Annotated in this window: 17 protein-coding genes, 3 tRNA genes, 2 rRNA genes and 1 pseudogene (1 of these 23 cut by a window edge); 13 read left to right on the top strand and 10 right to left on the bottom strand. The window is 36.3% G+C overall.

What is annotated here, in order from left to right; all coding sequences use genetic code 11:
• From O9A_RS06805 to O9A_RS08580, 4 genes are all read left to right on the top strand, one after another.
• A 23S ribosomal RNA gene (locus O9A_RS06805) occupies positions 1-1,305 on the top strand (it extends 1,510 nt beyond the left edge of the window).
• An 84-nt stretch (positions 1,306-1,389) separates the two neighbouring features.
• Positions 1,390-1,504: ribosomal RNA gene (gene rrf, locus O9A_RS06800) — 5S ribosomal RNA — on the top strand.
• A gap of 103 nt (positions 1,505-1,607) precedes the next feature.
• Positions 1,608-1,684 (top strand) — tRNA-Met (locus O9A_RS06795).
• A gap of 1,730 nt (positions 1,685-3,414) precedes the next feature.
• Positions 3,415-3,546 (top strand): hypothetical protein, encoded by a 132-nt coding sequence (locus tag O9A_RS08580; RefSeq protein WP_280949009.1) that lies wholly within the window; start codon positions 3,415-3,417, stop codon positions 3,544-3,546.
• A 278-nt stretch (positions 3,547-3,824) separates the two neighbouring features.
• On the opposite strand, the gene O9A_RS06790 is transcribed toward O9A_RS08580, so the two are convergent.
• On the bottom strand, positions 3,825-4,913 hold the full coding sequence (locus O9A_RS06790) for a YrzE family protein (RefSeq protein WP_034459955.1): 1,089 nt from the start codon (positions 4,911-4,913) through the stop codon (positions 3,825-3,827).
• A gap of 1,463 nt (positions 4,914-6,376) precedes the next feature.
• Entirely contained in the window at positions 6,377-6,589 is a 213-nt protein-coding gene (locus O9A_RS06780) for a phage tail assembly protein (protein WP_084790506.1), read from the bottom strand.
• Between the two features lie 776 nt (positions 6,590-7,365).
• On the opposite strand from O9A_RS06780, the gene O9A_RS06775 reads away from it, so the two are divergent.
• The 8 genes from O9A_RS06775 to O9A_RS06760 all read left to right on the top strand — a co-directional run bounded on the left by O9A_RS06775 (position 7,366) and on the right by O9A_RS06760 (position 13,953).
• Positions 7,366-8,562 carry a multidrug effflux MFS transporter gene (locus O9A_RS06775; protein WP_034459950.1) on the top strand — a complete coding sequence of 399 codons (1,197 nt, stop codon included), beginning with the start codon at positions 7,366-7,368 and terminating at the stop codon, positions 8,560-8,562.
• A gap of 309 nt (positions 8,563-8,871) precedes the next feature.
• Positions 8,872-9,603: an alpha/beta fold hydrolase gene (locus O9A_RS06770; RefSeq protein WP_034459949.1), complete on the top strand. Its 732-nt coding sequence runs from the start codon at positions 8,872-8,874 to the stop codon at positions 9,601-9,603.
• Between the two features lie 493 nt (positions 9,604-10,096).
• Positions 10,097-10,261, top strand: coding sequence for a hypothetical protein (locus O9A_RS08470; RefSeq protein ID WP_245262481.1), 165 nt, complete (start codon positions 10,097-10,099; stop codon positions 10,259-10,261).
• 12 nt (positions 10,262-10,273) lie between these two features.
• A complete protein-coding gene (locus O9A_RS08575; RefSeq protein ID WP_342543791.1) occupies positions 10,274-10,411 on the top strand; it encodes an isocitrate/isopropylmalate family dehydrogenase in 138 nt (45 codons plus the stop codon).
• Between the two features lie 8 nt (positions 10,412-10,419).
• Positions 10,420-10,524 carry an isocitrate/isopropylmalate family dehydrogenase gene (locus O9A_RS08570; RefSeq protein ID WP_280949008.1) on the top strand — a complete coding sequence of 35 codons (105 nt, stop codon included), beginning with the start codon at positions 10,420-10,422 and terminating at the stop codon, positions 10,522-10,524.
• Positions 10,525-10,539: 15 nt separating this feature from the next.
• Positions 10,540-10,770, top strand: a complete 231-nt coding sequence (locus tag O9A_RS08460; RefSeq protein WP_245262480.1) for a hypothetical protein — start codon at positions 10,540-10,542, stop codon at positions 10,768-10,770.
• Between the two features lie 304 nt (positions 10,771-11,074).
• The gene (locus O9A_RS08455; protein ID WP_245262479.1) at positions 11,075-11,242 is read left to right on the top strand and encodes a hypothetical protein; all 168 of its coding nucleotides are present in this window, start codon (positions 11,075-11,077) and stop codon (positions 11,240-11,242) included.
• A 1,751-nt stretch (positions 11,243-12,993) separates the two neighbouring features.
• Positions 12,994-13,953 carry an N-acetylmuramoyl-L-alanine amidase gene (locus tag O9A_RS06760; RefSeq protein WP_034459946.1) on the top strand — a complete coding sequence of 320 codons (960 nt, stop codon included), beginning with the start codon at positions 12,994-12,996 and terminating at the stop codon, positions 13,951-13,953.
• Between the two features lie 942 nt (positions 13,954-14,895).
• On the opposite strand, the gene O9A_RS06755 is transcribed toward O9A_RS06760, so the two are convergent.
• The gene (locus O9A_RS06755; protein WP_034459944.1) at positions 14,896-16,104 is read right to left on the bottom strand and encodes a porin; all 1,209 of its coding nucleotides are present in this window, start codon (positions 16,102-16,104) and stop codon (positions 14,896-14,898) included.
• Positions 16,105-16,422: 318 nt separating this feature from the next.
• On the opposite strand from O9A_RS06755, the gene O9A_RS06750 reads away from it, so the two are divergent.
• Positions 16,423-16,513, top strand: a tRNA-Ser gene (locus O9A_RS06750).
• A gap of 1,338 nt (positions 16,514-17,851) precedes the next feature.
• Here O9A_RS06750 and O9A_RS06745 read toward each other — a convergent pair.
• The 7 genes and pseudogenes from O9A_RS06745 to O9A_RS06720 form a co-directional block, all read right to left on the bottom strand.
• Positions 17,852-19,097: pseudogene (locus O9A_RS06745) on the bottom strand (MFS transporter).
• A complete protein-coding gene (locus O9A_RS08450) occupies positions 19,094-19,411 on the bottom strand; it encodes a hypothetical protein (protein ID WP_245262478.1) in 318 nt (105 codons plus the stop codon). Before O9A_RS08450 ends, O9A_RS06745 begins: the two are co-directional and overlap by 4 nt.
• A gap of 260 nt (positions 19,412-19,671) precedes the next feature.
• Positions 19,672-19,947, bottom strand: coding sequence for a ThiF family adenylyltransferase (locus O9A_RS08445; RefSeq protein WP_245262477.1), 276 nt, complete (start codon positions 19,945-19,947; stop codon positions 19,672-19,674).
• 1,009 nt (positions 19,948-20,956) lie between these two features.
• Positions 20,957-21,041: transfer RNA gene (locus O9A_RS06735), tRNA-Leu, on the bottom strand.
• A gap of 396 nt (positions 21,042-21,437) precedes the next feature.
• Positions 21,438-22,058 (bottom strand): 2,3-bisphosphoglycerate-dependent phosphoglycerate mutase, encoded by a 621-nt coding sequence (locus tag O9A_RS06730; RefSeq protein ID WP_034459942.1) that lies wholly within the window; start codon positions 22,056-22,058, stop codon positions 21,438-21,440.
• Positions 22,059-22,093: 35 nt separating this feature from the next.
• The gene (dapB, locus tag O9A_RS06725; RefSeq protein ID WP_034459938.1) at positions 22,094-22,897 is read right to left on the bottom strand and encodes a 4-hydroxy-tetrahydrodipicolinate reductase; all 804 of its coding nucleotides are present in this window, start codon (positions 22,895-22,897) and stop codon (positions 22,094-22,096) included.
• Positions 22,898-23,224: 327 nt separating this feature from the next.
• On the bottom strand, positions 23,225-23,917 hold the full coding sequence (locus O9A_RS06720; protein ID WP_034459935.1) for a glutathione S-transferase family protein: 693 nt from the start codon (positions 23,915-23,917) through the stop codon (positions 23,225-23,227).
• Positions 23,918-23,993 lie beyond the last annotated feature (76 nt).

Genomic DNA, 23,993 nt, shown 5'->3' with positions numbered 1-23,993 from the left:
TCTTGCAGTGAAGCAGTTCCAGGAAATAGCTCCCACATATAGACCGTACCCCAAACCGACACAGGTGGACTGGTAGAGAATACTAAGGCGCTTGAGAGAACTACGTTGAAGGAACTCGGCAAATTGCACGCGTAACTTCGGAAGAAGCGTGACCCTTTAGCGGGCAACCGTTAGAGGGTGGCACAGACCAGGGGGTAGCGACTGTTTACCAAAAACACAGGGCTCTGCGAAGTCGCAAGACGACGTATAGGGTCTGACGCCTGCCCGGTGCTGGAAGGTTAAGAGGAGATGTGCAAGCATTGAATTGAAGCCCCAGTAAACGGCGGCCGTAACTATAACGGTCCTAAGGTAGCGAAATTCCTTGTCGGGTAAGTTCCGACCTGCACGAATGGCGTAACGACTTCCCCGCTGTCTCCAACGTAGACTCAGTGAAATTGAACTCCCCGTGAAGATGCGGGGTTCCCGCGGTTAGACGGAAAGACCCCGTGCACCTTTACTATAGCTTTACACTGGCATTTGTGTCTGTATGTGTAGGATAGGTGGTAGACTTTGAAGCAGGGGCGCTAGCCTTTGTGGAGTCATCCTTGAAATACCACCCTTACCGATATGGATGTCTAACCGCAGTCCGTTATCCGGATTCGGGACCGTGTATGGTGGGTAGTTTGACTGGGGCGGTCGCCTCCTAAAGAGTAACGGAGGCGCGCGATGGTAGGCTCAGAACGGTCGGAAATCGTTTGTTGAGTGCAATGGCATAAGCCTGCCTGACTGTGAGACTGACAAGTCGAGCAGAGTCGAAAGACGGTCATAGTGATCCGGTGGTCCCGTGTGGAAGGGCCATCGCTCAACGGATAAAAGGTACGCCGGGGATAACAGGCTGATGACCCCCAAGAGTCCATATCGACGGGGTTGTTTGGCACCTCGATGTCGACTCATCGCATCCTGGGGCTGGAGCAGGTCCCAAGGGTATGGCTGTTCGCCATTTAAAGCGGTACGTGAGTTGGGTTCAGAACGTCGTGAGACAGTTCGGTCCCTATCTGCCGTGGGTGTTGGAATATTGACAGGACCTGTCCCTAGTACGAGAGGACCGGGATGGACGTATCTCTGGTGGACCTGTTGTGGCGCCAGCCGCATAGCAGGGTAGCTATATACGGACGAGATAACCGCTGAAGGCATCTAAGCGGGAAACTCACCTGAAAACAAGTATTCCCTGAGAACCGTGGTAGACTACCACGTTGATAGGTCAGGTGTGGAAGTGTGGTAACACATGAAGCTTACTGATACTAATCGTTCGATCGACTTGATCGTTCCCATTTCCTATAATCATTCACACAAAAAAATAAATAAAAGCAAAAAAGAATAGCTTCTCGCAATCCCTATGCATTTTGCTGACTTGGTGGTTATGGCGGAGTGAACGCACCCGATCCCATCCCGAACTCGGCCGTGAAACGCTCCAGCGCTGATGGTACTTTGCCTTAAGGCACGGGAGAGTAAGTCGCTGCCAGGTCTGCTAAATGCATAGATAAAGGCACAATTTTTAAAAGAATAACACAAAATCAATATAACAATTAAGCGTAGACAAAAAATTACGCTTATTCTATTCTTTATAGCGCGGGGTGGAGCAGCCCGGTAGCTCGTCAGGCTCATAACCTGAAGGTCGCAGGTTCAAATCCTGCCCCCGCAACCAAAATGATTGCTATTCTCAAAAATCTTCACATCAACTTCTAAATAGGATCCCCTAAAGTAACAAAAAATTCTGGCTCTGTCCTCTTGGGAAATTCACCATGATGCAGAAATTCAAAAAATATATGGATCTCATTATGATGATTCCAAGCCAAAGTTCCTCACCTTCCTTCAAATCATCATCACACAATTCTATCTCACCAAAATATATCAAATAGCTGAATTTTTCTCTAAATCCTCTAGTGTTACATTATAAGACTTCTCTCTCAACAATAACTCTTCTAGCTTTCTTTCCATCAGAGAGAGGCTGTTTCCGATACATTAAATCTCGCTGCTGTATTAACGAGATAGGAGAAATATAAAGCTTCTCACAGGGTGCTTTCTTCTCATCTTTTTGTTCCTATTTACACAAATGATAGAAGTGCTGCTTGATAAGTAACGTTCTATTTATCTATTCATAAAATTATTCCAAAAATAGCGCATGATGTAACAAGAGCATCAATCACTGCATTCCATCCAAAATCGATGATATTACTCATAAATAGTCTCATGGATAATGTTGCAAAATCCTAACCGGGTTCTCTCACAATTCTTTTCTGCCTTCCCTTTATGCTCAATCTTTATGAGAAAAAGCTAGAAAAAGCGTAAATAGTTCCTAGAAAAAGTCCATCATCATCTTTTTCTTAGAGAAAAAACTCCTGATGCAAAAAAAAAATCGCAGCAATACTTGCATTGCCCGAATGCTTTCAATCCTCATTCCAGCACAACTTAAAAAACATTTTTTCAACATTCATGCAGAGTCTTGCAAAAGATAAAAATGCTGAAACAATTGCGCACGCGTACGCATCAAAGCCTGTCTTCATAAAAATAATATTGGCTTGAGATGAGACTGCACAATATGAACAGCAACGATTTTATCAAGTGGTGATTAATAATACCCTTGTGGGCATTGTTTGCTCTTAACAGAAAATCTATCGTAATAAACCTATTATAATTTCAAAAAAAATGTGTTTCATACCGGTCACCAATAGATAAAAGAGCTTTCTTGTCAGTATAAACAAGCCTAACAATTAACTTTTCTTTTATAAAAGTAGCAAAATTATGCTAGAAGTGATGTATAATGAGCTTCCACATTTTAAAAGGCGTCAAATCCCTTACATTTTAGCAACATCTTAATTCCAGATGTCAAAAATTATTGGCTATGTTCAAAAGTGTTTGATATTGTAATTTAATGCGTGTTGAAGACTGCGTGAAAAAACAATCTTTCATCTTCATAAGAATAAAAAAGAAAGCAACGGGTGTAATAAGGTGCATGCCACTAAACATTATTTCCTCTGAAACAAGTAAAGCAGGGAAAGAGCGTATAAGTACGTAATTCGCGTATAAAAAGTTCTCAGGGTAAACCTAAAGTCAAATTTTTTCTCTTTTACGATATTTCTTGCCTTATCCTATGGGTTGACTGCTATTCCTATCCTCGGCACAATGTACCACCTTTTTGTAAGGCGATACCTTTGCACTATTCCTTGACCATTTGTACTATCCTCATTAGTTGCCCCTAGGGCGGTTTTTTGCGTTTGCAGCAATTGACACTGACGTTGGAAAGCGAGCTAGCAACGGGGGAGGGGGAGGCTAGGTTATATGGTCACTCAATTTTGTTCTGTTATAAGAATATTGGGTTTTATAGGGTATGGTGGCCTAAATCTCCCTTCTAATGCTTAATATGAGATATAATTTATGGCTTTTGCCCAATTTATTCGTAATTCAGCCTGTTTTGCACAACGCTTACATCCTTTGGACCAGGAGGGGAGTAGAGCGATGAAACCAGTGGCTTGTCAAAAACGCTTAAAAGGTCATGGGGGCATATGAGAGTATCTCCCCTCCTTTCTATTTTCTATCGTTAAATGTGTTTTATCGCCATAGATTGCTCTTTTCTCTTGGAAAATTATTGATTTTAAGGTGGGGGAAGAGCGCAATATACTTTCATCATTTTGTGTATTTTGCTTTTGAGTTTGAATTTCGGGGGGGGCTTTGGATGGTAGTTTATAAGCTGCCTTTTTACCCAAAAGGGCTTTCAAGAAGGTTTGTAAAAAAAAGCTGCACAAATTGTACAGCTTATCACTTGCATGTTTTGTGGAGCAAAGCTTTTAAAACATGAAAGAATCCTTACGGATTCTGTAGCCATAATAGCCACAAACACTGGAAATCATAGCACCAATCAGGCTGCCTAAAAAGCCCCACCATCCCATATAGGATGCCGTTTTCATAACTTTAGTGGCAGAATGGCGTGCATCTTTTATGGAATCATCAAGATTTTGAGAGAGTGTTTCAGCTTGTTCTTCAAGAGCTTTTATCGCTTTTTCGGTTTTTTCCTCTGCTGTTTGATAGACATGAAGCGCTTTGTTGGCTGCTGTTTGTGCATCGGCACGTGTCATCCCATTGTTCATAAGAGCGTTGATAATATCGCTTCGATCAACCTTTGCTGTAATGGCTTCTATACGATCAGAAAGGCGCTCACCAAGATCTTTCAAAGTGGTGCGATAGTGAGATGGATCATTTTTAAAAGCTGTTATTGCCTCTCCAATATCATTTAAAGCTGCCTGATAGGATTTTTTCAAGCGGTCGGGATTGAGAGCAGGAATGTCGCTTTTGTTGAGAAATATGCGTAATTCATTGCTTATTTTATCAAAATCAACGCCATTGTCTTTTGTCTCACGCAAAAAATTTTCAAAGCTTTCCCCATTGAACTTTGAAAGAAGGGGAGAAATATTTGTTTTGAAGTTGTTTATGGTTTGTCCGATTGCTGAGGTATTTTCTACTGCAGCGTGAGCGCCTATTTTTGCTGTACTTGAAACCACGTAAATGGCTTGGAGGGTCATTAGAAGGGTTAAGAGAGCCCAAGTGAGAAAGCCATGAAGGGTGCCTGACGATTCTGCAAAACGTCCGGAAACAAAACCTCCCAAAGCAAGGCTGATCAGTGTAACGATAAGAGATCCTACACCAAAAGAGAGAAAGGAGCCTGCAAAAGGGGTTGAAGAAGTGAAATCCATTTTGCTTAAGCCAAATGCTGCAACGAGAAAAGATAAACAGATCGAGGTAGAAAGGGCTGTGACTAGTCCGGCAAAGATTGCGGACCATGAAATAGGTGGATGAAAGAGTGAATACTGTTCCTCTAGGGATGCTTTCTCTAGAAAATGAGTATCAAAGGGGGTGTCTTCAGGAATGCGGGTTTCCATGTTTTTATCTCCTTGAGTGATGCTGGAGATACAATGCTTCTTTACCGATTATGTTCCAAATGGACCAATTTATGCCCCAAATAGACGAAAAATACCGAAAACAAACAGAGATTATCATTCTGGGATTATTTTGCTGGGAGAAAAATAGTGGAACCTTGTTTATCGAATTTTACTCTAGAAAAACTTTATCGAAAATATGCATTCTAAAAGAAAAAAATACTTTATAAAAAATAACAAAACAGAACCTCAAATCATATCCAAAGGCGCGATTTAAGGGAAAACATGTAAAAAGTTAATAGAAAATCCCTTTGCATTATTAGACATTGCAGGAACATATCGTTGATATTTTAGTAACTATATCTGCTGTTATTATGAGTAGGATAGTTGTTAATTTGGAATTTTGCAAATTAGAACGCGTATGATAAGTGATACGGGGGAATGAGTTTAGCTAAAATTCATGACTTTAAGCGTACTGTTTCCCATAAAAAATTTTGTTTTATGAGCAGCTACTGTGCTTAAAGAACACTTTACTTCATAAAACCATGCATAATAGCTTCTCTTGATTACAAAACTTACAAGGGAAGGTTGAAAGAGGAAACCGAATGCACAACTTTCCACCCTTTGTAGTGCAATGTTGAAAAGAGGGGGTACTGTTTACGACATTTATTTTTTAAAATCTAAAAGTAAGCTATATTTATAGGTTTCTCACAAGTAATATTGCTGTTACTGTTTGAGAAGGACATCTTATGAAGGTTATATGTTTGAAAATAAAAAGTAGAATGTTTTAGCTCTCATCCTATTTTTCTTTACAGACAGAATATTTGCTAAAATCTTATTTTTTATTGACTATGCTTATGATTAACTATGATCCAAACCTTAAAATAAAAATCAATATACTCATTCAAAAGCTATGAAAGATAAGAGAGAAGGAGGAAAGCTGCCAGTGTTGATACTCTCTTTTTTATTGTTCTATATTCAGAAATAACGCTCGAAAAACTTTTTAAATCCCTGAAATAAAAACTCCAAAAACCAGGAGAAAAGGTTTAAAAATTTTAAAACAATATCCAAAAGTTTTAAGGTTCTTTTTAAAGGTATTTTTTTAGTTTCGCACTCGGATTTTTGATCGGGTACGATATGGGTTTTGTTCAATGGATTATTTTGTAATAAGACGAAGACCATTTCACTCTTTATGCTGAAGGGATTATAAACAGTGATCGATTTATCATTGCTATAAGTTTCTATTTTTGTATTGGTGACTATCGTGTGCTTTTTTTTTAATGTATCTGTAAGAGATTATTTTTGTTTTCAGGTGTGCTGTCGGTGAAAAATACATTCATCGATTATCTTTTTTAGGAGTACGTTTACGTTATTTATTTTGTTTATGAAGTCTTTGAAATGCTCTTGAAATTTGTTAATCCGCTCAAGTGCCTTTTTATTAAAGGCTAAAAAACGTTTCTTATGTTTTAAAAATCACAAGTATCAAGCTCATTAATGGCGTTATAGGACCATCCTGAAAGAGAGACAATTATTTCTCTTATTTGCTCTATGCCATCCTTTTTCTCTATCGTTTCTAAGTCTTTAAATTTCAGGAAACGTAAGTTGATTTCTGTGTATGTTTTTCCTGCAACTTTAACAGTATTAGTAATTGGTGGTTTGTAAAGTTTTGTTCTATTCATAAATCCCCATTTATTTGTTCTAAATTAGATAAAAATAACACTTTAAATTCTATTGCATAATATTTATCAATATCTTGGTGATAAAGTTTTACGATGGACATATAGGTGAAATGTATTTGGATTGTGAGGCAATTTGCAGAAGCACAATTTTCTTTATGCTGTAGCTAAACTGGATCAAAGTTTATTGCTCAATTAGTTATGCTGATAAGACTTTCTACATCAGGAGCTTTCATATTATATGTTGTATTGGTAACACCATATTTGCGTTGGATAGTTCTTTAAGGGGAGTTTGCGTATACCGTTTTTTGATTTGAGTACTATAAATGCATTTTGGTAAAAGTTGTTATAAAGGATTGATGTTGTTATAAAGTAGAAAGCATATGGTTTAGGAACATCTTTTTTAATCAATAAAAAAGCTTGATGAATTATTATGGTAAGATATAACTACAGATGAATACTGTGCTTTCGGAGTGGTTGATATTCTAAGGAGTGGGGGATTAATATTTTTATTGCCTTTATTTAGATTTGAAATTAGATTTTTGCAGCGCTTGAAAGTAATCCATGGAGTGTAAAGTAAAGCGATGGGAATATTCATTTATTGATTTAGATCTTACAATCATAGCTCATATGATATGGTATATCAATATGATTTTTTTAAAAAAGTAAAAGTAAGAATTATATATTTCCTTGTATAAATATAGAATATGTTTATTTTATAAATAAAAAATATTTATAAAATAATATTCATTTTTAAATTATAAAGTGTAATTTTATTCATGCAACATAAATATACATTACCATTCATTATAATTATTGTATGTTTATCGACAGGAGGTCTGATTTCTACGGACATTTTTCTGCCAGCACTTGGAGAGATGTGCCGATATTATCAAGTTACTGAATCTGAGATTCAGAGTGCAGTGGCAGTTTTTCTATTTGCATTGGCTATTGGACAGCTAATCTATGGGCCACTCAGTGATAATTTTGGACGTAAAAAAACACTTTTATTTGGCTTGTTTTTATGGTTGTTTACGACGCTTGGTGTGATTTATACAACTCATATTCAAGCTTTTCTTGGGTTACGTTTCTTACAAGGTTTTGGAGCTTGTGCGGGGATTGTTTTAAGTCGTGCGATTATCAATGATTTATTAGATAAAAAGACAGCAGGAAAACTTTATTTGATTGTTTTTCCCTTTATTGGAATGTCGCCAGCGTTTGCTCCTTTAGTTGGGGAGATGCTGTTACAAGCTTTCAATTGGCACGCTACTTTTATTTTTTTAAGTCTTTTTGTATTTTTAACTATTTTACTCTGTTGTTTTTTCTTAACGGAAACATTACCTCTTCAAAAGCGTCAACGTTTTTCTCCTGAGGGATTTATAAAGGGATGTTTTGGAGTTCTCAGAAATAAACGATTTATTTTTTATGCTCTTATTCCTTGTTTTTCTTACGCGGTTTATTTTGCATATATTGTGGAATCGCCTTTCTTACTTACAATTTTAGGTTTACCACCAATCTATATTGGCTATAGCTACATTGCTGTTTCATTACCCTATATTTTAGGAAATTTGACAGCACAATGGCTTTTTAAACGAGAGTCTATGGAAAAAACTGTATGGCGCGGGTATATCATTTTTGTGATAGGAGGAGTATTATTTGCTTTGCAAATGTATGTCAGTCCATGGCCACTTGTAACGAGTTTTATAGCTATCACTATTCTTACTTTTGGTAATGGTTTTTTATTGCCGTTAGGGACAGCTTTGGCTATTTCGTCGCATTCGCAAGCTGCTGGCGCAGCCTCTGGTGTTATGGGGGCCTTACAATTAGGGAGTGCTGCGTTAAGTGCTGCCGTTATTGGAGAGATATCTGGGCACAATCCAAAGACTATGGCAGTTTTATTGGCTGTGTGCTGTTTGCTAGGGTTTATGATTTATATCCGCAAGGCTTATGATTTTATGCATTTGGAAATGGACTGAGTGATAATAAAGAGAGCATCATGTGTAAATGTTTTTGTGTTTTTTTTTTGCATGAATAAGGTGTACCGGATAGGTTGGAGTGAGTTTTAATGACATGAATTTCATCAAGTATGCTTAAAATTTATCACAGCTTGGTATAAATTTGGTATAATCGGTTTTTACGGGATGTTATTTTGGGCGATTATTATTGGGTAGGGAGTTTATGCACGATAAAGTTTTCCCAAACATTTTAGTATTTTAATAGTATCTTCAGTGAGAAAGTTTCTGCTACAATTCATGTTCTCAAGCAATGGAACGGGGAGTGAATAAATGAGTCTTCATGTTATTATTCTTTCTCCTGTAATGCCAATTTGGGATCGCGGCGTTTTTTGTTCTTCGTTTACAAAGCTCTGTTTAGAAAGAGGATTGCAAATTACTCTCCTGGATACACTGTCCCTTTTCCCTAGTAATTTTCCTTTTTATAATAACTCTGTCGTAGAAATTTTACCTTTTATTACAGAGGAACTTGAAAGGTATTTTAAAGAGTCCTCAGTGCTTGTGGGATTTTCTATGGCTGGAATGTTAGTGCAAATATTAGCAGCGCGACTTCCGAATGTTGAAGCCGTGCGTGCTGTGAATGCGCCAGGCTATCCGGATAAGCCTTTACAAAGACAACTTAGATATATTCTGACTTTTTTGAAAAATAAAGATTTGTCAGGAGCTTTAGAAATACTCAATACTTTTATGTATTCTCGTGGAGGCATGAAAAAAAGAGTTTTATGGGAGATTTCTGATGAGCAAAAAAGCATAGCAATTGAACGTATGACACGAGGATTTACATTCTTGCTGGAGATGGATGCTCGAGATGAAATTATAAAATATACTGGAAAGTTTTTAGCTTTGATCGGTGAAAAGTCACAACTTGCAACCGTAGCTAATCAAACGAAAAGTCAATGTTTGAATCATGAATATAAGATCATTTCTGTTGCGGGTACGCGTTTATGGGATGATAATCCTGCCATGACGAATGCAATCGTTAATAAATGGATTGATGGATTATGAAAAAGAAAATTTTTGTATTACCTGGTGATGAGGTAGGAACGGAAGTTTGTGATGCTGCTCTGATGATTTTAGAAAAGTTTTAGTTATCAATCGAATTAACCTATGGCGCGCGATATTGGTTAGGAATATTGGAAACAAAGAGGAGATCCTGTTCCACAAGCAACTTGGCAAAGAATCCCTGAAAGTGACGCTGTTTTAATTGGTGCTGTGACTCGTCAAGAAAAAGAAGCTGCTTTAAAAAAGCTTGCACTGCATTTAAAAGAGAAAAAACTTGCTTATGTTTCCCTGTTATTTAGCTTCGTTAAAGTTAGGTTTGTTTGCAAATATACGTCCTGTAAGATACATTGTTGGTCCGAGAAAGCCTTTTCATTTTTGTGTTATCAGAAAAAATAGTGAAGACCTTGCGGGATTAGATTTTTGTGGTGTTTTCTTCTGAAGCAGCGACATAGTTAAAACATCTTAATTTAAAAGAGTATAGTTTTGACGAGGTAGCATGACGGTGCATTTACAGACGTGCTTTGGTTTAGGGCGGTTGTTTGAATATGTTTTTTCTTATGCACGGGAACATAATTTCAAACGTATAACTTCTGCCGATAAACCAAATATTATAGGGGAAAATGGTCAATTCGCTCAAGAAATTTTTGAGAATATTATTTAAGATTATCCAGAAATTGAAGCAGGTATTCACAATGTTGATGCGGTTGTTTTATGGATTGTAACAAAACCAGAGCGTTGTGGTGTAATTGTTGCTGAAAATATGTTTGGCGATATTCTCTCTGGCCTTGCTTCTAGAGTGATGGGAGATTGAGGTTTGCATTGAGTGCAAATGTGGACAGTAAAACGGCCTATTTTGAACCTGTTCATGGAAGCACGCCACGCATTGCTGGACAGAATAAAGCAAATCCTTTTGCCATGCTTTAGATTAGTGCTTTACTTTTGGATCATTTAGACTTTGAAGAGGTAGTACGACAATTCTCTGAGAGTGTTGAACAAGTTATTCGTACTAAAAAAACTGTTACCTATGATTTGGGAGTCTTAGCTACTACTCGTCAGATGGCAAAAGCTGTTTTCAATTCTCTTGTGAATTTTGTTTTTGTTTGTCGTGCTGCGATTATTACGGTTGGTGATGAACTTCTTTCAGGACAATATTTGAATATGAATTTGTAAGATTTGAGCCAGAGCTTAGAAAAAAGAAATATCCAAGTCACGTATCATTTTGTTTGCACCAATCAATTGCAGAAAATTAGTAAGACAGTGATTGCTTGTCTTTGGCAAGAAGATTTCATCATTATCAGTGGCGGATTTTGACCTACGTTGGATGATAAAACACGTGATGCAATAGTCCAAGCTGTACAGCAACCTTGGTTTATCATGAAGCTGTTTGGCAAACGATAAAAGGTCAATTACAGTGATTGGATATAGCACTAGATGTCAGTAATGTTCGTCAAACATCTTTCTTAAGACAGAAAAAGTGCTTGATGATTCTACAGACATAGCACTTGGTTTTTATCTCTCCTGTGAGGGAAATTCTCTTGTTGTTTTGTTTAGTCAGACAATGCAAGCTTTTATACTTTTAGAAGAGTATTTAGAACATGGTAAGCAGAAATATTTTCCTGTATCGCATATTCGCTGTGCGTGAATTTTGATTGGAAGTGATGAAGTACCATTGCTCATTGGGGTTGATTGTCATCTGGAAAATAAGCCATTTGAACGGCATTTTTATGGAAAATCCTCTATGTTCTCATAAAACTGCTTGGACAGTCATCAATACTTTTAGCTCAGCATTTAATTGAAAAATTTAAAGACCATTTTGGTTGATGAAGAAATTATACTGCTCGTCAACAATTAGCGATGTACGCAGAAGTTTACTAGCTAGCAAATGATCCACTGCTTTTAAAATATTTTCAACCAATAGAAAAAAGTGCGAAAATTATTCCACAGGTTAAGGTTAGTTTGTCGCCTTCTTTGGAAAATATTAGAAAACAAGAAAGAAAGTCTTTGGCATGCTACAATGACTGTACGAATGAAAGACGATGGTGATGATTGTATTATTTTTCTTTATACATGATCGCTTGTAGGTGTGGTCTTACAGGAATATGCGGCTTGGTCGGTTTTCAAAAGACAAAAGATGTTTACAAATGAAGGAGAGTCAATGATCCTTTGTTGGGACGTAGAAATAGTCCTCAAATCATTACTTGTGTTAGACAGTGCTGTTTTGATGCTCTAAAGTATTTGATGTTTGAAAGCAGTTTTATTCAATGTTACAGACTGTTCTTGTTTTGCGATGCTTCATGAGAGGCGTATTTACTTTTTCAGGGCACTCATGCAAGTTATAAAACTATGAATTATCTCTATAAGTCAACATATTATCATAATATGAGACAACAAAAAAATGCTCTTTAAAATAGTTCAATCTGTGTTAACACGTTTGCAGAATTTATTGTGATCCCTGATTATCATAGCTAAAATTGTTTTTAGCAGATGAAAAGATGTTTTTATTGAAATGATCTCACAAAAAATACAGATGAAAAAAGAAACTCGATATTGTTATTTCTTGGTTCTTCAGAATATTCTCGGGGTTAGAGTGCCATATTATCTTCTTCTTACGACAAATTTTATACAATTTTAGTTAAAAAGCATACGTATACAAAAATTGAGAAAATGTACGTATTTGAAATCTAATAACCTAGGAAGATTGTTCTGGAGGAGAAGAATGCTTGGTATGTTTTGATTTAGAGACGCAGTATATACCACCCTTAAGAGGCATGAGGGAGAACTGCTTTATGAAAGAATAAATGAGCATTTTGATTCCTTATGCTTCGGATAGAAAAAAATCAAATTTTATTAAAAATACGCAATAAAAATTCATTGCGAATATGCGTTGTTAACTTATTTGTCAATAAATCTCCATAAATTTTTTATAAAAACCTCTTCTAATATTTTTAGCTATTGCATGGTGATGAGGCATTATGCCTTGTATGCGATGGGTGTGGATATATTTTGTTCAGATTGATAGGAGGAAAGACTGTTTTGTCTACAAGATATGTGCAAATATTTGATTAAGTAGTTTTCCAGTATTTTTGTTTGTTTTTTGATGGTTAGTCTTTTTGGCATTTTTGGAGAAAAAGAGCTTAGTCTGTGTAGCTTTTTACTATACTCAGAATTTAGGGTACTGGGTGTGTAGAGAACTTTTGGAAATGTGATTGATTGTTGGTAAGATTTTGATGTTTTATCAATTATTCGGTTTTTAGCATAAAACTTACAATTTTTGTCTATGGGAAGGGCAGTATATTGTAAAAATTTTCGAAAATAGTACCAAGATTGTCTTCCTGTGCGGTCTGTTGTGGAGTGCGATGGTAAGCGTAAATGAGATAGAAAGGAAGTTTTTTTATGTATCAGATTGATTACAACAGCTATCGTTCTATAAAGAGCTTTAATCGTCGGATTCGTTTTCTTGTGATGCATTATACTTCACTTGATTTTAAAGCATCGATTATGGCCCTTACAGGAGAGAGGGTTAGTGCACACTATCTTGTTCCTGACCCATCAGAACAGACCTATATTGAGGCAGGATTTAAAGATATGCGCATTTTTAATTTGGTTGAGGAAAACGAGCGTGCGTGGCATGCGGGCGTGAGTTCATGGGCTGGGCGTAGTAATTTAAATGATACATCTCTTGGAATTGAAATAGTCAATTTAGCGACTGGTCATTCTGATTCTTCAGAAGAGATATGTGCTGAAGTGGCTTTAAAGGATGCGCGGATTTTAAATCCAGTTTATGAAGGTAGAGGGGCATTGCAAGCTGATGTTGGTTTATTAAATGAGGACAGTAACATAAGTGGCCTCGCTTTTCCGCTTGAGACAGTTAATTTAGTGGCTTATAGTAATGAAACATTTATATTTCCTCCTTATAATCCAACACAAATTGATGCAGTTAAGAAACTTGCATTGAATATTCTTCAACGGTATCCCGATATTACACCAACCGATGTTGTGGGGCACAGTGATATTGCTATTGGAAGAAAGAGTGATCCAGGTGCTGCTTTTCCATGGAAAGAACTTTATGCAGCAGGCATAGGGGCATGGTATGATGATGAAGTAAAGGGTCACTATCAGGAGCAATTTTGTAAAAGTTTTCCACCCAAAGCAGATGTTTTGACTAAATTGAGATGTTATGGTTACGATATTTCTGCTGCATGTAGCGAAATTGGATATAAGGATTTAATCCGAGCATTTCAGCTTCATTTTCGTCAGGAAAATTATGATGGAATTTTAGATGTTGAAACAGCCGCGATTATCTATGCATTAGTAGATAAGTATTTTCCGTCGAACGCCTTCAATGTGACGTGATTTAAATGTATGTTATACAAAAATGAGCGTTATTTTTTTTGAAGAATATTCTTTTTGGTCTTTGTGTGTGAACTCTGTGTGGTAGAAAGAGGTCTGTTTATGCTATGAGAATAAAATTACAGGAACCCGGATAATGGGAAAAGAAAAAAGTGAGACGGTTCGTAGAGCGAAATTTTAAAATCCTTTTTCTTTTCTGTATGTTGGCTTCCATCGTTAAAAAAATACTTAAAAAAGTATTGTGTAAAGACAAAAAAATAGAGTGCCTAAAAGTTGTCGTGGAAAAATTCATCTCCATATAGTTGGAGAAGCAAAATAAGCGTTATCAGTGCTGTGCAAGTAAAATCTCGTAACATTGCTAAGAGTAGTTTTGGAAAAGAGATATTTTATAAATGGTTTCACATTGACAATATTTGATGCAAAAGGTGAGGTAGAGTTCAACAATGGTTGAAATAAAAAATAGGGCACAGGCACTCTCGAGGAACAGGGGTACGATATTAAAAATACACATTCCTTCTGTGTTTACTGAATATTTTTAACGAACGAAAAGGTTGTTAAAATTTGCAAAAAACTTCATTATTTATTGAGCATTGTTATTTTTATTGAAGAATATTTCTATGATTTATTCTTTGTCATTTTAGACGATATATCCGGTTTGTTTTTGATTGTTTCTGAGGGTTTTTGTGCAATTTTGAGAACAAATTTTTTGATGATCAAAATTTTATTCTTGAGGTTATCTGTGTAAAGCTTGTGAAATATGCTTCTTAACGTTCATCTAGTTAATTTCCTTGAAATATTTTTGTAGAGCATAAGTCGTTTTTATCAGGGATAATGGTGCGATAGAATATCACAAGATGTTTTTATGATTTTCATAGAAGGTTTTAAAAACAAAAAAAAACTGGCAACATAAATTGCCAGTTTTTTAGAAATTTGCTTCAAAAAAATTTAGAATGAACGTTGGAAGCGAATCATACCTTGCAAAGCACTTTTTCCATTGAGAGCATAGCTATAGGTTATATTGTTATTTACGCCCTTAAAAGTACGGTCATCGTTCCACGAAACATAAGTAAGTTCAGGTGTAATCACAAAGCCTGGAACCAGTGTGTAAGCAATATTTACAGAAGTTGCAAAGGTTTTTACAGCACTGTAAGAAACCTGAGCGTTTAAATTTGCTTGTGGAGTGAGTTTGTAAGTTGCACCAGCCCATGCGGCCCATTTGCCACCCCAGTTTGCATAGATTGTTGTACTTTGTCGTGATAGTGCATTGTTTTCGTCTTTTGTGTAGTAATCAACGTTATTTTTATAACCACTCATTACCCATAGATTTAGACGATCATTAATATTAAAATCTAAACGTACTTTACCAGCCCATTTTTTGTAGTAAGCATCATATGCAGCAACTGTTGAAAATCCACCCCATTTTTGCATAAATTTTATGCCAAAAACCAGATTTGGAGTATAGCTTTTTATCCCTTTGCTGGGAAATTTCTCGTTAGGAACGATAGCAACTTTATCCTCTTTATCGATGTAATAGTATTTTTCAGTTTCGGAAAGAGCAGGGATTGAAGTATTGCCTAATTCAGCCCCGATAATAGCGGAGAACCCAGTATCACCACTAAAGGTGTAAGAGATAAAATTAGTGCGTGTATTACCTGCTGGTGCTACACTGTCGTCATTTATAACGTTACCGTAGCCACCGGTCCAATTGCTGAAAATTGTATCGTCAAGACCTACACGAAAACCACCAAGTTCAATGTATGCAGCTGTAAGTTTTGCACCATCTTTGTTTTGACCATTATTCCAGCTTGAGAAGATCCGGGCATAAGAGCGAAGTGTTCCCAATTCTGTTTCAGAAGCAGCTTGAAAAACAAGGGTTAACCGTGAGGATGCACTATAGGTTTTATTTTTAGTATCTAAATCGGCATTAGTGTTTGCATCGATGTTATCTCCACCTATAAAATCAGCGCGGACATTTCCTGACAAACGTATGCAGGTTTCTGTGCCAGGTATATAAAAATACCCTTTACCATATGCATCGCAAACGCGAACAAATTCTACAGGTTCTGGTTCTGCAATAACTGTTGGAGTTGCTTGTGCTCCAGAAATTGCCACAAAAACCACTGTAGAGCTCAAAAGGATGGACTTAACATTCATAATGAATCTCCAGTAAAAGATAAATTAACCCTCTTAGGGAATATTATTCGCTCAACTCATCAAAGACAGATTTAAAGACATCAAACATCTGATAACTATAGTTACAGCTATACTGTTCTTTTTTCGATCTACAAATATGAAATTATCTTTTTGAAGGGTATCCGTACTACTATTCAAGGCAATGTGGTAAAAAAGTCACAATTTTCATTTGTTAATTTTTTATCTGATGAGATCGATAAAACAGAAAAACTCAGATATTTTTGAAAAAAATCGAAAATATCTTGCACTTTGTATTGATACCGTTTATTCACCACCCTTGGAGAGGTGGCCGAGTGGTCGAAGGCGCTCCCCTGCTAAGGGAGTAGGGCTCAAAAGGTTCTCGAGAGTTCGAATCTCTTCCTCTCCGCCATTTTCAATACAATCAATAGGTGATATAAAGGTGAAGGGGTTTTTATTCCTTCCATTCCCTGGTTTATTTTTTATGTATTCATACTTTTTTACAGTTTTATTGATTCTCTTGTTCAACCTTTTTGAGTATAGAATGGTATCGTATTATCTTCAGTCTAGCCAAAAAGCGTTTTCATTTATGAAACTATCATTCTTGCATTAGACAGGATGATTTTGTGCTTATTTTCCAATGTATATGCTGATTTTTTTGTTTCATTGTAGAAAACGCTTTACAAAACAGATTGTCAAAATTTTCTTTGGTCATTCTTGATCTGCTTTTAGCACAGAGGAGTATTTTATTTCCGATAGATAAATTTCAAGTGTTATGATTAGTTCAGATAATAATGAGGAGAAAGACATCTGTGTAGAATTTACTTTTTCTGTTTTTCAAGAAGGGATGTGATCTTTTACGTTTTTCCACTAGTCCAAACAATGTTGCTCCAGCGCAAGTCTTGAGAAAAAAACAGTTCAAACATGTTCATAAATCTAAGATTCTATCCTTAATAATATTTCTCTGCGTCTTTTTTTTTCTTTAAAGGAGGAATCTGTATTTGTTTTGAGAGTTGTTCTTTTAAAGTCCTAAGGATGAATTATATTCTAAATTACTTGTCCATTAAAAAAGACTATAGCATGCTTTCAGCAGATCTTGCGTTATTGTAGGGGACTTTTTGCTTTGTTTAAATGCTGTTATGAACTATTTTTTGATTGTTGAGTATGGAATGTGTTCATATAAAATTCCAACGCTTTCATGAGAATGGAGGTTGTTTGATCTTCGGATGGTTTTGTAGTGACGCTCTCTCTCATTCTGTTCGAATAACTATGCCAATGAACTCTCCATAAGTTTGTGTGGTTTAGGTTTAAGAGATTTCTCTGTTTCGTAATACAGAAAGCGTAGTTTTGTAGTTGTTAACAAATTTTCTTGTTCTATAATTTTTATGTTTCTTCTCCCTAGATCCATTATTCGTACGTATACGGTGTTATTGTACTTAAAGTAATTTGTTTTTACGAGATGAGGTGGAGTGGTTAAGTGGCTTAACTTACTATGGGGGGTATCAGAATCGTAATTTTCGTTGAACGAATTCTCACTGTATTTGGGTATGTTTGTTTAGGCATTTTGATTCCGAGTTTAGGCTAGAGATAAATTCCATCAGTTGGTTTGATTATCATTAATTCATCACTTTTTCATTTTCCATAGGTTAGCTCTGTTTACGATATGGTCAGTGAGGAGCTGCCAGTTTCTTGCACTTTATTGCGACAACTTTTTATGGAGGATGCTATGGAAAAGTTGGCAATGCAGGCATCATTTGGGAGAGGGCATTGTATAGCTTTCTTTTTGGAGAGCTTTGCGAGAGTGCGTTATCCATCTCATGAGGACCAAGCCACACATGAAAAAAGTCACGGTCGGTAATATATAAAGATAATATGACGGTGAAATTTTTGCAGGGGAAAAAAAGATGATGCTTAATACCGCAATTGAAAATATTCGTCCACTGAAAGATATGGCGCCAATGACACCAGAAATGTGCTGAGTTTGTTTTTGGTTAAGTTCTGAGAAAAACAAGCTTTTTGCTCCGATAGGTACGGTGCAAATAAATCCATGGATTAACGAAAATGCGATAATTGCTACAGCTGTTTGATTGCCATGAACTAAAAAATAAAGTGTTATGCACATCAAGGCAGAAAAGAATGAAAAATATTTTACAGAATTCTTGTATTTGTTATCTAATACATGATATTGAGACATCAGTAAATTTGAAAGATATTGTGCTGAAAAAGCTCTTCTATATGGCAGCACATGAGCATAAGCATCTGTGTATTGTTAGGATGATCAATTTTGCTACTTGAGAGTATTATCGGTTTCCAGAAATGATAGATAATCTGAATACTGGCATTAAAAAGGCATATGAGGAAAATAAATCATGCTTCTCCAATGGTATTTTGAAAGATCCAGAGTGTTTCTTTGGCATTTTAGAGGATTGTTGTCGTTTTATGTTTTTCAGTTGCTGATTTTGTTTCTTCAGGAACAACAAGGAAGATCAAAAATGATGCCCATCATCAGGCATGAGATGATATATCCCATAAAATATTGCCCAGAGTAGTATATTGTTGAGATTCCTATGATGCCGCTGATAATACTACCGAAAGAATTTACTTGGTGAGTGAGATGGGCATAATGTGAAAAGTAATCTTGTTTATTGCACAGTGAGTGGTAAATTCATCCGTCAATGGCACTGGTAATGAGGAAAATTCCTGCAGCATAGAGGATTTGTGCAATGATAAGGATCGTCATATTGGGGGCGAAGGTAAACACGCCTGTCATAAAGACCTCAGCTATAACGGAATATTTACGCCGATATCTGTCTGAGAGAACAGCACAAGGAAAGTCAAGTAGTAGGATGGTTACGGAAAAGACGACTTGAAGCACAGCCAATTGTGCCAGACTAACTCCCATAGATATTAGAAAAATCGCATGGTAGATACCAATCAACATCCGTACTGCATTTATAGGATCCATAGGTGAGAGCAAGGGTGCGTGGTCTGTTCATTGTGGTGTTCCACAGATCTTACAGTGAGGATTTTTCTTTAGAGAAAGTTCTTCTGTGAAAAGTTGTCTGCTCCATATCTCTACACGGCAATCTGTAGAAAGCAGATTGCCATAACCCTCTAAAAACTTAAGAGCATCATTGGCACACATGGTAGCTGAAAGGGCGTTAACAGAAGGAAATGTCGCGACTTTGAAGTTATTATTGATAGCAGTACAGGCTTCGTGGATTAAAGGATTACTTTTTTCGGGGAGATTTCCTATAGATATGCTGCATGCATAGCAACCAGTTTGTCCAGGTATGTAAAAAGGACCCAAAATAGCTATATCGTTGACATAACCGGAATTTATTATAGGCTTGTTTATTTTTTACACACCATTCATTTATCTATGCTCCTAGCTCATCAGGTGAATCGGCAGAAATGATCCATAAATCTGCTTTGGATAATTTGTTGATATCTTCTTTTTAGTAATTAACATTTGTAATTCATGAATTTCATTTGGCTGTTTTTTCGTATCAGCTCACGTTGAAGAACAGTTGTTTTCGGAATCCCTATATCTTCTTCAGTAAAAAGAATTTATCTGGTAAGGTTGGTCATCTCGATCACATCATTGTCAGCAAGAATTAATTTCCCGACATCGGAGGACGCTAGTATTGCTGATACATGATTACCAATCCCATCACATCCTAAAATAACGACTTTCTTTTGCAAGAGGGTATGCTGAATGGAGGCTGGATACATACCGTAATTTTGATAATGGAGATGATTTCTAGAATACCGATTATGGAAGATATTGTCTGATGTTTCAGCCAAAACAAGAAAGTGGTTAGAAACAAGAAAGTTTAAATGCACGGTTAAAGTTTTCTCTTAACATGATTGACGATAGCGAATTGTAAGTTTCCTCTATCGTCTTTTTTCCGATCCACTATGCTGCGAGAAGTGCTAAGTTTTCCCAGTATTTCGATCATTGATAATAAACTACTTTGAGCCTGCATCCAAAATTGCATCCTTTTCGTGGACAACAACACGTGTGTATTTTCCTAAAATATATTGCTGTTCCATTATTCCCCCCCATTTATTTATCAAACTAATTTTTTCCTGGAAAGTAATTCCAGGGAAAAGAATTTTTCTTATTGTTAATGAAATTCTGGATGATCCATGATTCCCTCCCCTTAATTTTTAGTTTATTCATCACTCATGTGATAATAAAAAGCTACATAAAAATATTCACGATATAAATTCGATATTTTTCTAGTATTTGAGTTTCTATTAATTTTTAAATTAGATAATAATATACTTTATTTAATTTATTATTAGTTATTCTATTTAATATAATTCTTTTTTGTAACTGAGCATAGGTATATTGTGTTGCCTTTAAAAAATAAGGAGTTGACGCAAAAGGAAATTTTGTCATGAGATTTCATTTGCATGGTTGATGAATTTAGAGTAGTTCAGCGTAGCCTTTGCAAGGTAAATTGAGGATAGAAGTTTTTTTATATCTTAAGATGCCAATCTACAAATTAACAGCAATTGATGGAAAGCTAAATTGTTTTTTATAATATTGTTAAACTCGTATGTATTTGCAAAAATATTCAAGAATTTCTTGCGTTGAGCTTTTATGATTGTGCTGTGGTAAGAATAGAGCTTCAAAGGTTTTACTTTTTTGACAATGTCAATACTTTGGACATTTGGAGTAGCTAAAAAATATCTAGAAAAAAAGGCGCAGTTTAAAGTAGATTATAGAAGTAAGTTGGAAAATCCTATTACCTCACTTTAATATATGCACACCCTTTATTTTTAAAAAAATATAGTTTAAAAAAATATAGTAAGAATAATAAATTATGCTTAATAAAAAAGAGAATGGTGCCCAAAAGAGGACTCGAACCTCCACGCCTTGCGGCACAGGTACCTGAAACCTGCGCGTCTACCAATTCCGCCATCTGGGCTTAAAATTCATCTAAGCTTGTGAGGCAATTCTGTCAATAAAATTATCTATGATACCGTAAACATTGTCTTTCAGTACAGAAGGCAAAAAGTGTATTCATCCATATTAAGAAATACAATGTCATTGATGTCTGATTTTAGTTTTTTTGTGCACCAATCAAATGTAAAATAGTAAAGTTGAACGAAATATTCAGGATGGAACTTATTTATAAAGCTTATAAAATCAATTACATACGTGCTCAGCAAAATAGGGGACTCCCAAGAGAAATCAATTTGATTACAGACCGGTAGGGATTACAAGCTTGTTTTTTTAGGGTGAGAAAGAGATCAAAGAATTTATTTTTCAGCTCAAAATTATGGGATTAAACTCCTTATTGAAGCACTGTGCTTTTAGAAATTTAAGGGGTGATGATTGTTTTTGACAAAATTGTTGAGTCCGAGTTAAATATATAAATTATAGGAATGCCAGTTGCTAATTCTTGAAAGGTAATCTCTTCACTATTTAGGCCTTCAAGTGCCATAATAAGAGCACGAAGAGAGTTACCGTGTGCTGTGATCAAAACAGTTTGAGAGCGCAGAATATGTGGTTGGATATGATGAAGATAATAGGGCCAAACGCGAGCACCAGTATCGCGAAGGCTTTCTCCGTTAGGGGGAGCAATAGTGTAGGAACGGCGCCATATTTGCACTTGCTGTTCTCCCCATTTTTGACGCACTTCATCTTTATTCAAACCAGAGAGATCGCCATAATCTCGTTCATTCAGTGCTGGGTTTTTTATCAGTTCCAAATCTGACTGTCCCATTTGTTCTAAGATGTGCTGGGCTGTTTTTTGTGCACGCTGTAAGGCAGATGTATAAGCGATATCAAATTTTAAACCAGCTTCTTTGAGTTTGTTTCCTGCTGCTATTGCTTCGGTACAACCTTTTTCTGTTAAATCAGGGTCTTTCCAACCGGTAAAAAGATTTTTGAGATTCCATTCACTTTGTCCATGACGGATGAGTACAAGTGTGCGTCCCATTATGAATTTCCTATGTTATATAAACTGTTTAAAATTCATTCGTTCAGTCCCAAAACATCAAGCATTGAATAAAGACCATTTTCGTGATTCTTGGCCCATAAAGCTGCTTTTAATGCGCCATTGGCAAAAATAGAACGTTCTTGTGCTATATGTGAAAGAACGATACGCTCATTTTTGCCAGCAAAAGTGACACTATGATCGCCAATAACTGTTCCACCTCGTGAACAGGAAAAGCCAATTGTGCCTTTTTCACGTTTACCTATATAGCCACTACGTTCGCTGACACTCACGTTTTTTAGCATAACATTGCGGCCTTCGGCTGCTGATTGTCCAAGAAGGAGAGCTGTTCCAGAAGGAGCATCAACTTTGTTCGCATGATGCATTTCATAAACCTCAATATCAAAATCATCATCTAATGCTTGTGCGGCTTTCTTTACAAGGTTTGCCAAGAGATTGACTCCAAGGCTCATATTTCCGGATTTGACAATAGTTGTATATTTGGCAAAGTCTGCAATTTTCGTTTCTTCTGTTTTACTAAAACCTGTTGTGCCAATAATATGGACAAGACTTTTTTTGGCAGCATAGTTTGCATAGAGAATACTCGCTTGTGGTTGAGAGAAATCTAAAATACCTTCTGTGTTAGAAAAGGCGCTTTCTGGATCATCAGTGATATGAATATTAAGAAAGTCTGAACCAATCAATGTACTGGCATCTTTATCTACAAAAGGTGATCCTTTCCGTACAAGTACAGCACAAAGTTCTACATCTTTCCTACGCTGAATAGCTGTAATAAGTTCGCGTCCCATTCTTCCATTCGCACCAACAACTGTAAGGCGCATATTTTTCTCCTTATGTCATTTTACTTCTTGTACTTATAGGAAAATTCTTTCTTTCTTTCCAACGGTTCTTTTCCTTATAGAAAAAAATTTTGTTTCTTTAAGTGCATGAAGGAATTACCAGTTTATAGGAAGAGTATGATGAGAAATACTTTCCTAACTCGTTAGAAAGTCAATAATGTGAATGTAGTTTAATACATTTTTTATATGTATTTTGGAGAAGGAAGGATTACGCATGGTGTGTACAAATTGTATAAGATTTCATTGTTATAGAAGCATATTATCTTTGCTTTTAAATATCAGCTTTCACTTTATATTGGGGAGAGGTGGTTAGAAGTCGAGATCTGCATAATGAGGACTGGCTACAATCCCACGGATGCGATCTGTTAAAAGAGGGCGAAAAGAAGGACGCGATTTAATCCGCATATACCAGTCTTTGGCAGCGGGGCATTGTGCCCAATCAATTTCTCCCAGAAAATCAAGGACAGAAATAGTTGCTGCCGCTGCTAGATCTGCATAAGATAGTTCAAATCCAACTAACCAGTCGCGAGATGCACAGAGCCAATTGAGATAGTTCATATGTGGTAGAATGTTAGCACGTGCATTGCGCAAAATTTGTGAATTGGGTGCGCCTCCGCCAATGGCTAGTGGTATTTCACGTTTATAGATTCTTTCTCGTACGATATGGCGCGTAGCTTCATTTTCAAACTTATTTAAAAACCAGTCATTAAGACGGCGCACCTCGGCACGGTCTAAAGGATTTTCCGGAAATAATTTCTTCTCTTGTCGCAAACTTCCGTGTGTTTCATCTAAATATTCGTAGATAACAATAGCTCCTGATAATGGAACTTCCTGTTCAGAAAGAAGAACGGGGACATTTCCAGCTGGATTAAGTGCGAGAAATTCGTGTCTTCTTGCCCATTCATGTTCCTCAATGAGTTGAGTGTTTATGCTATATTCTCCAAGAATAAGGCGTATAAAGCGGGAGGCAGAAGAGAGTGGAGAATGAAAAAGTGTCAGCATAATCTACACTTTCAAATAAAGTTGATAAGAATTCTTTCAAGTAATAAGAATTTTTATAAAGATACTTTACTAGAAG

Origin of the sequence: Bartonella koehlerae C-29 (assembly GCF_000706625.1) — a bacterium.
GTDB classification, from domain to species: Bacteria; Pseudomonadota; Alphaproteobacteria; order Rhizobiales; family Rhizobiaceae; genus Bartonella; species Bartonella koehlerae.
Note: the sequence above shows the minus strand (reverse complement) of the source record. Positions and strands in the feature narration are given on the sequence as shown.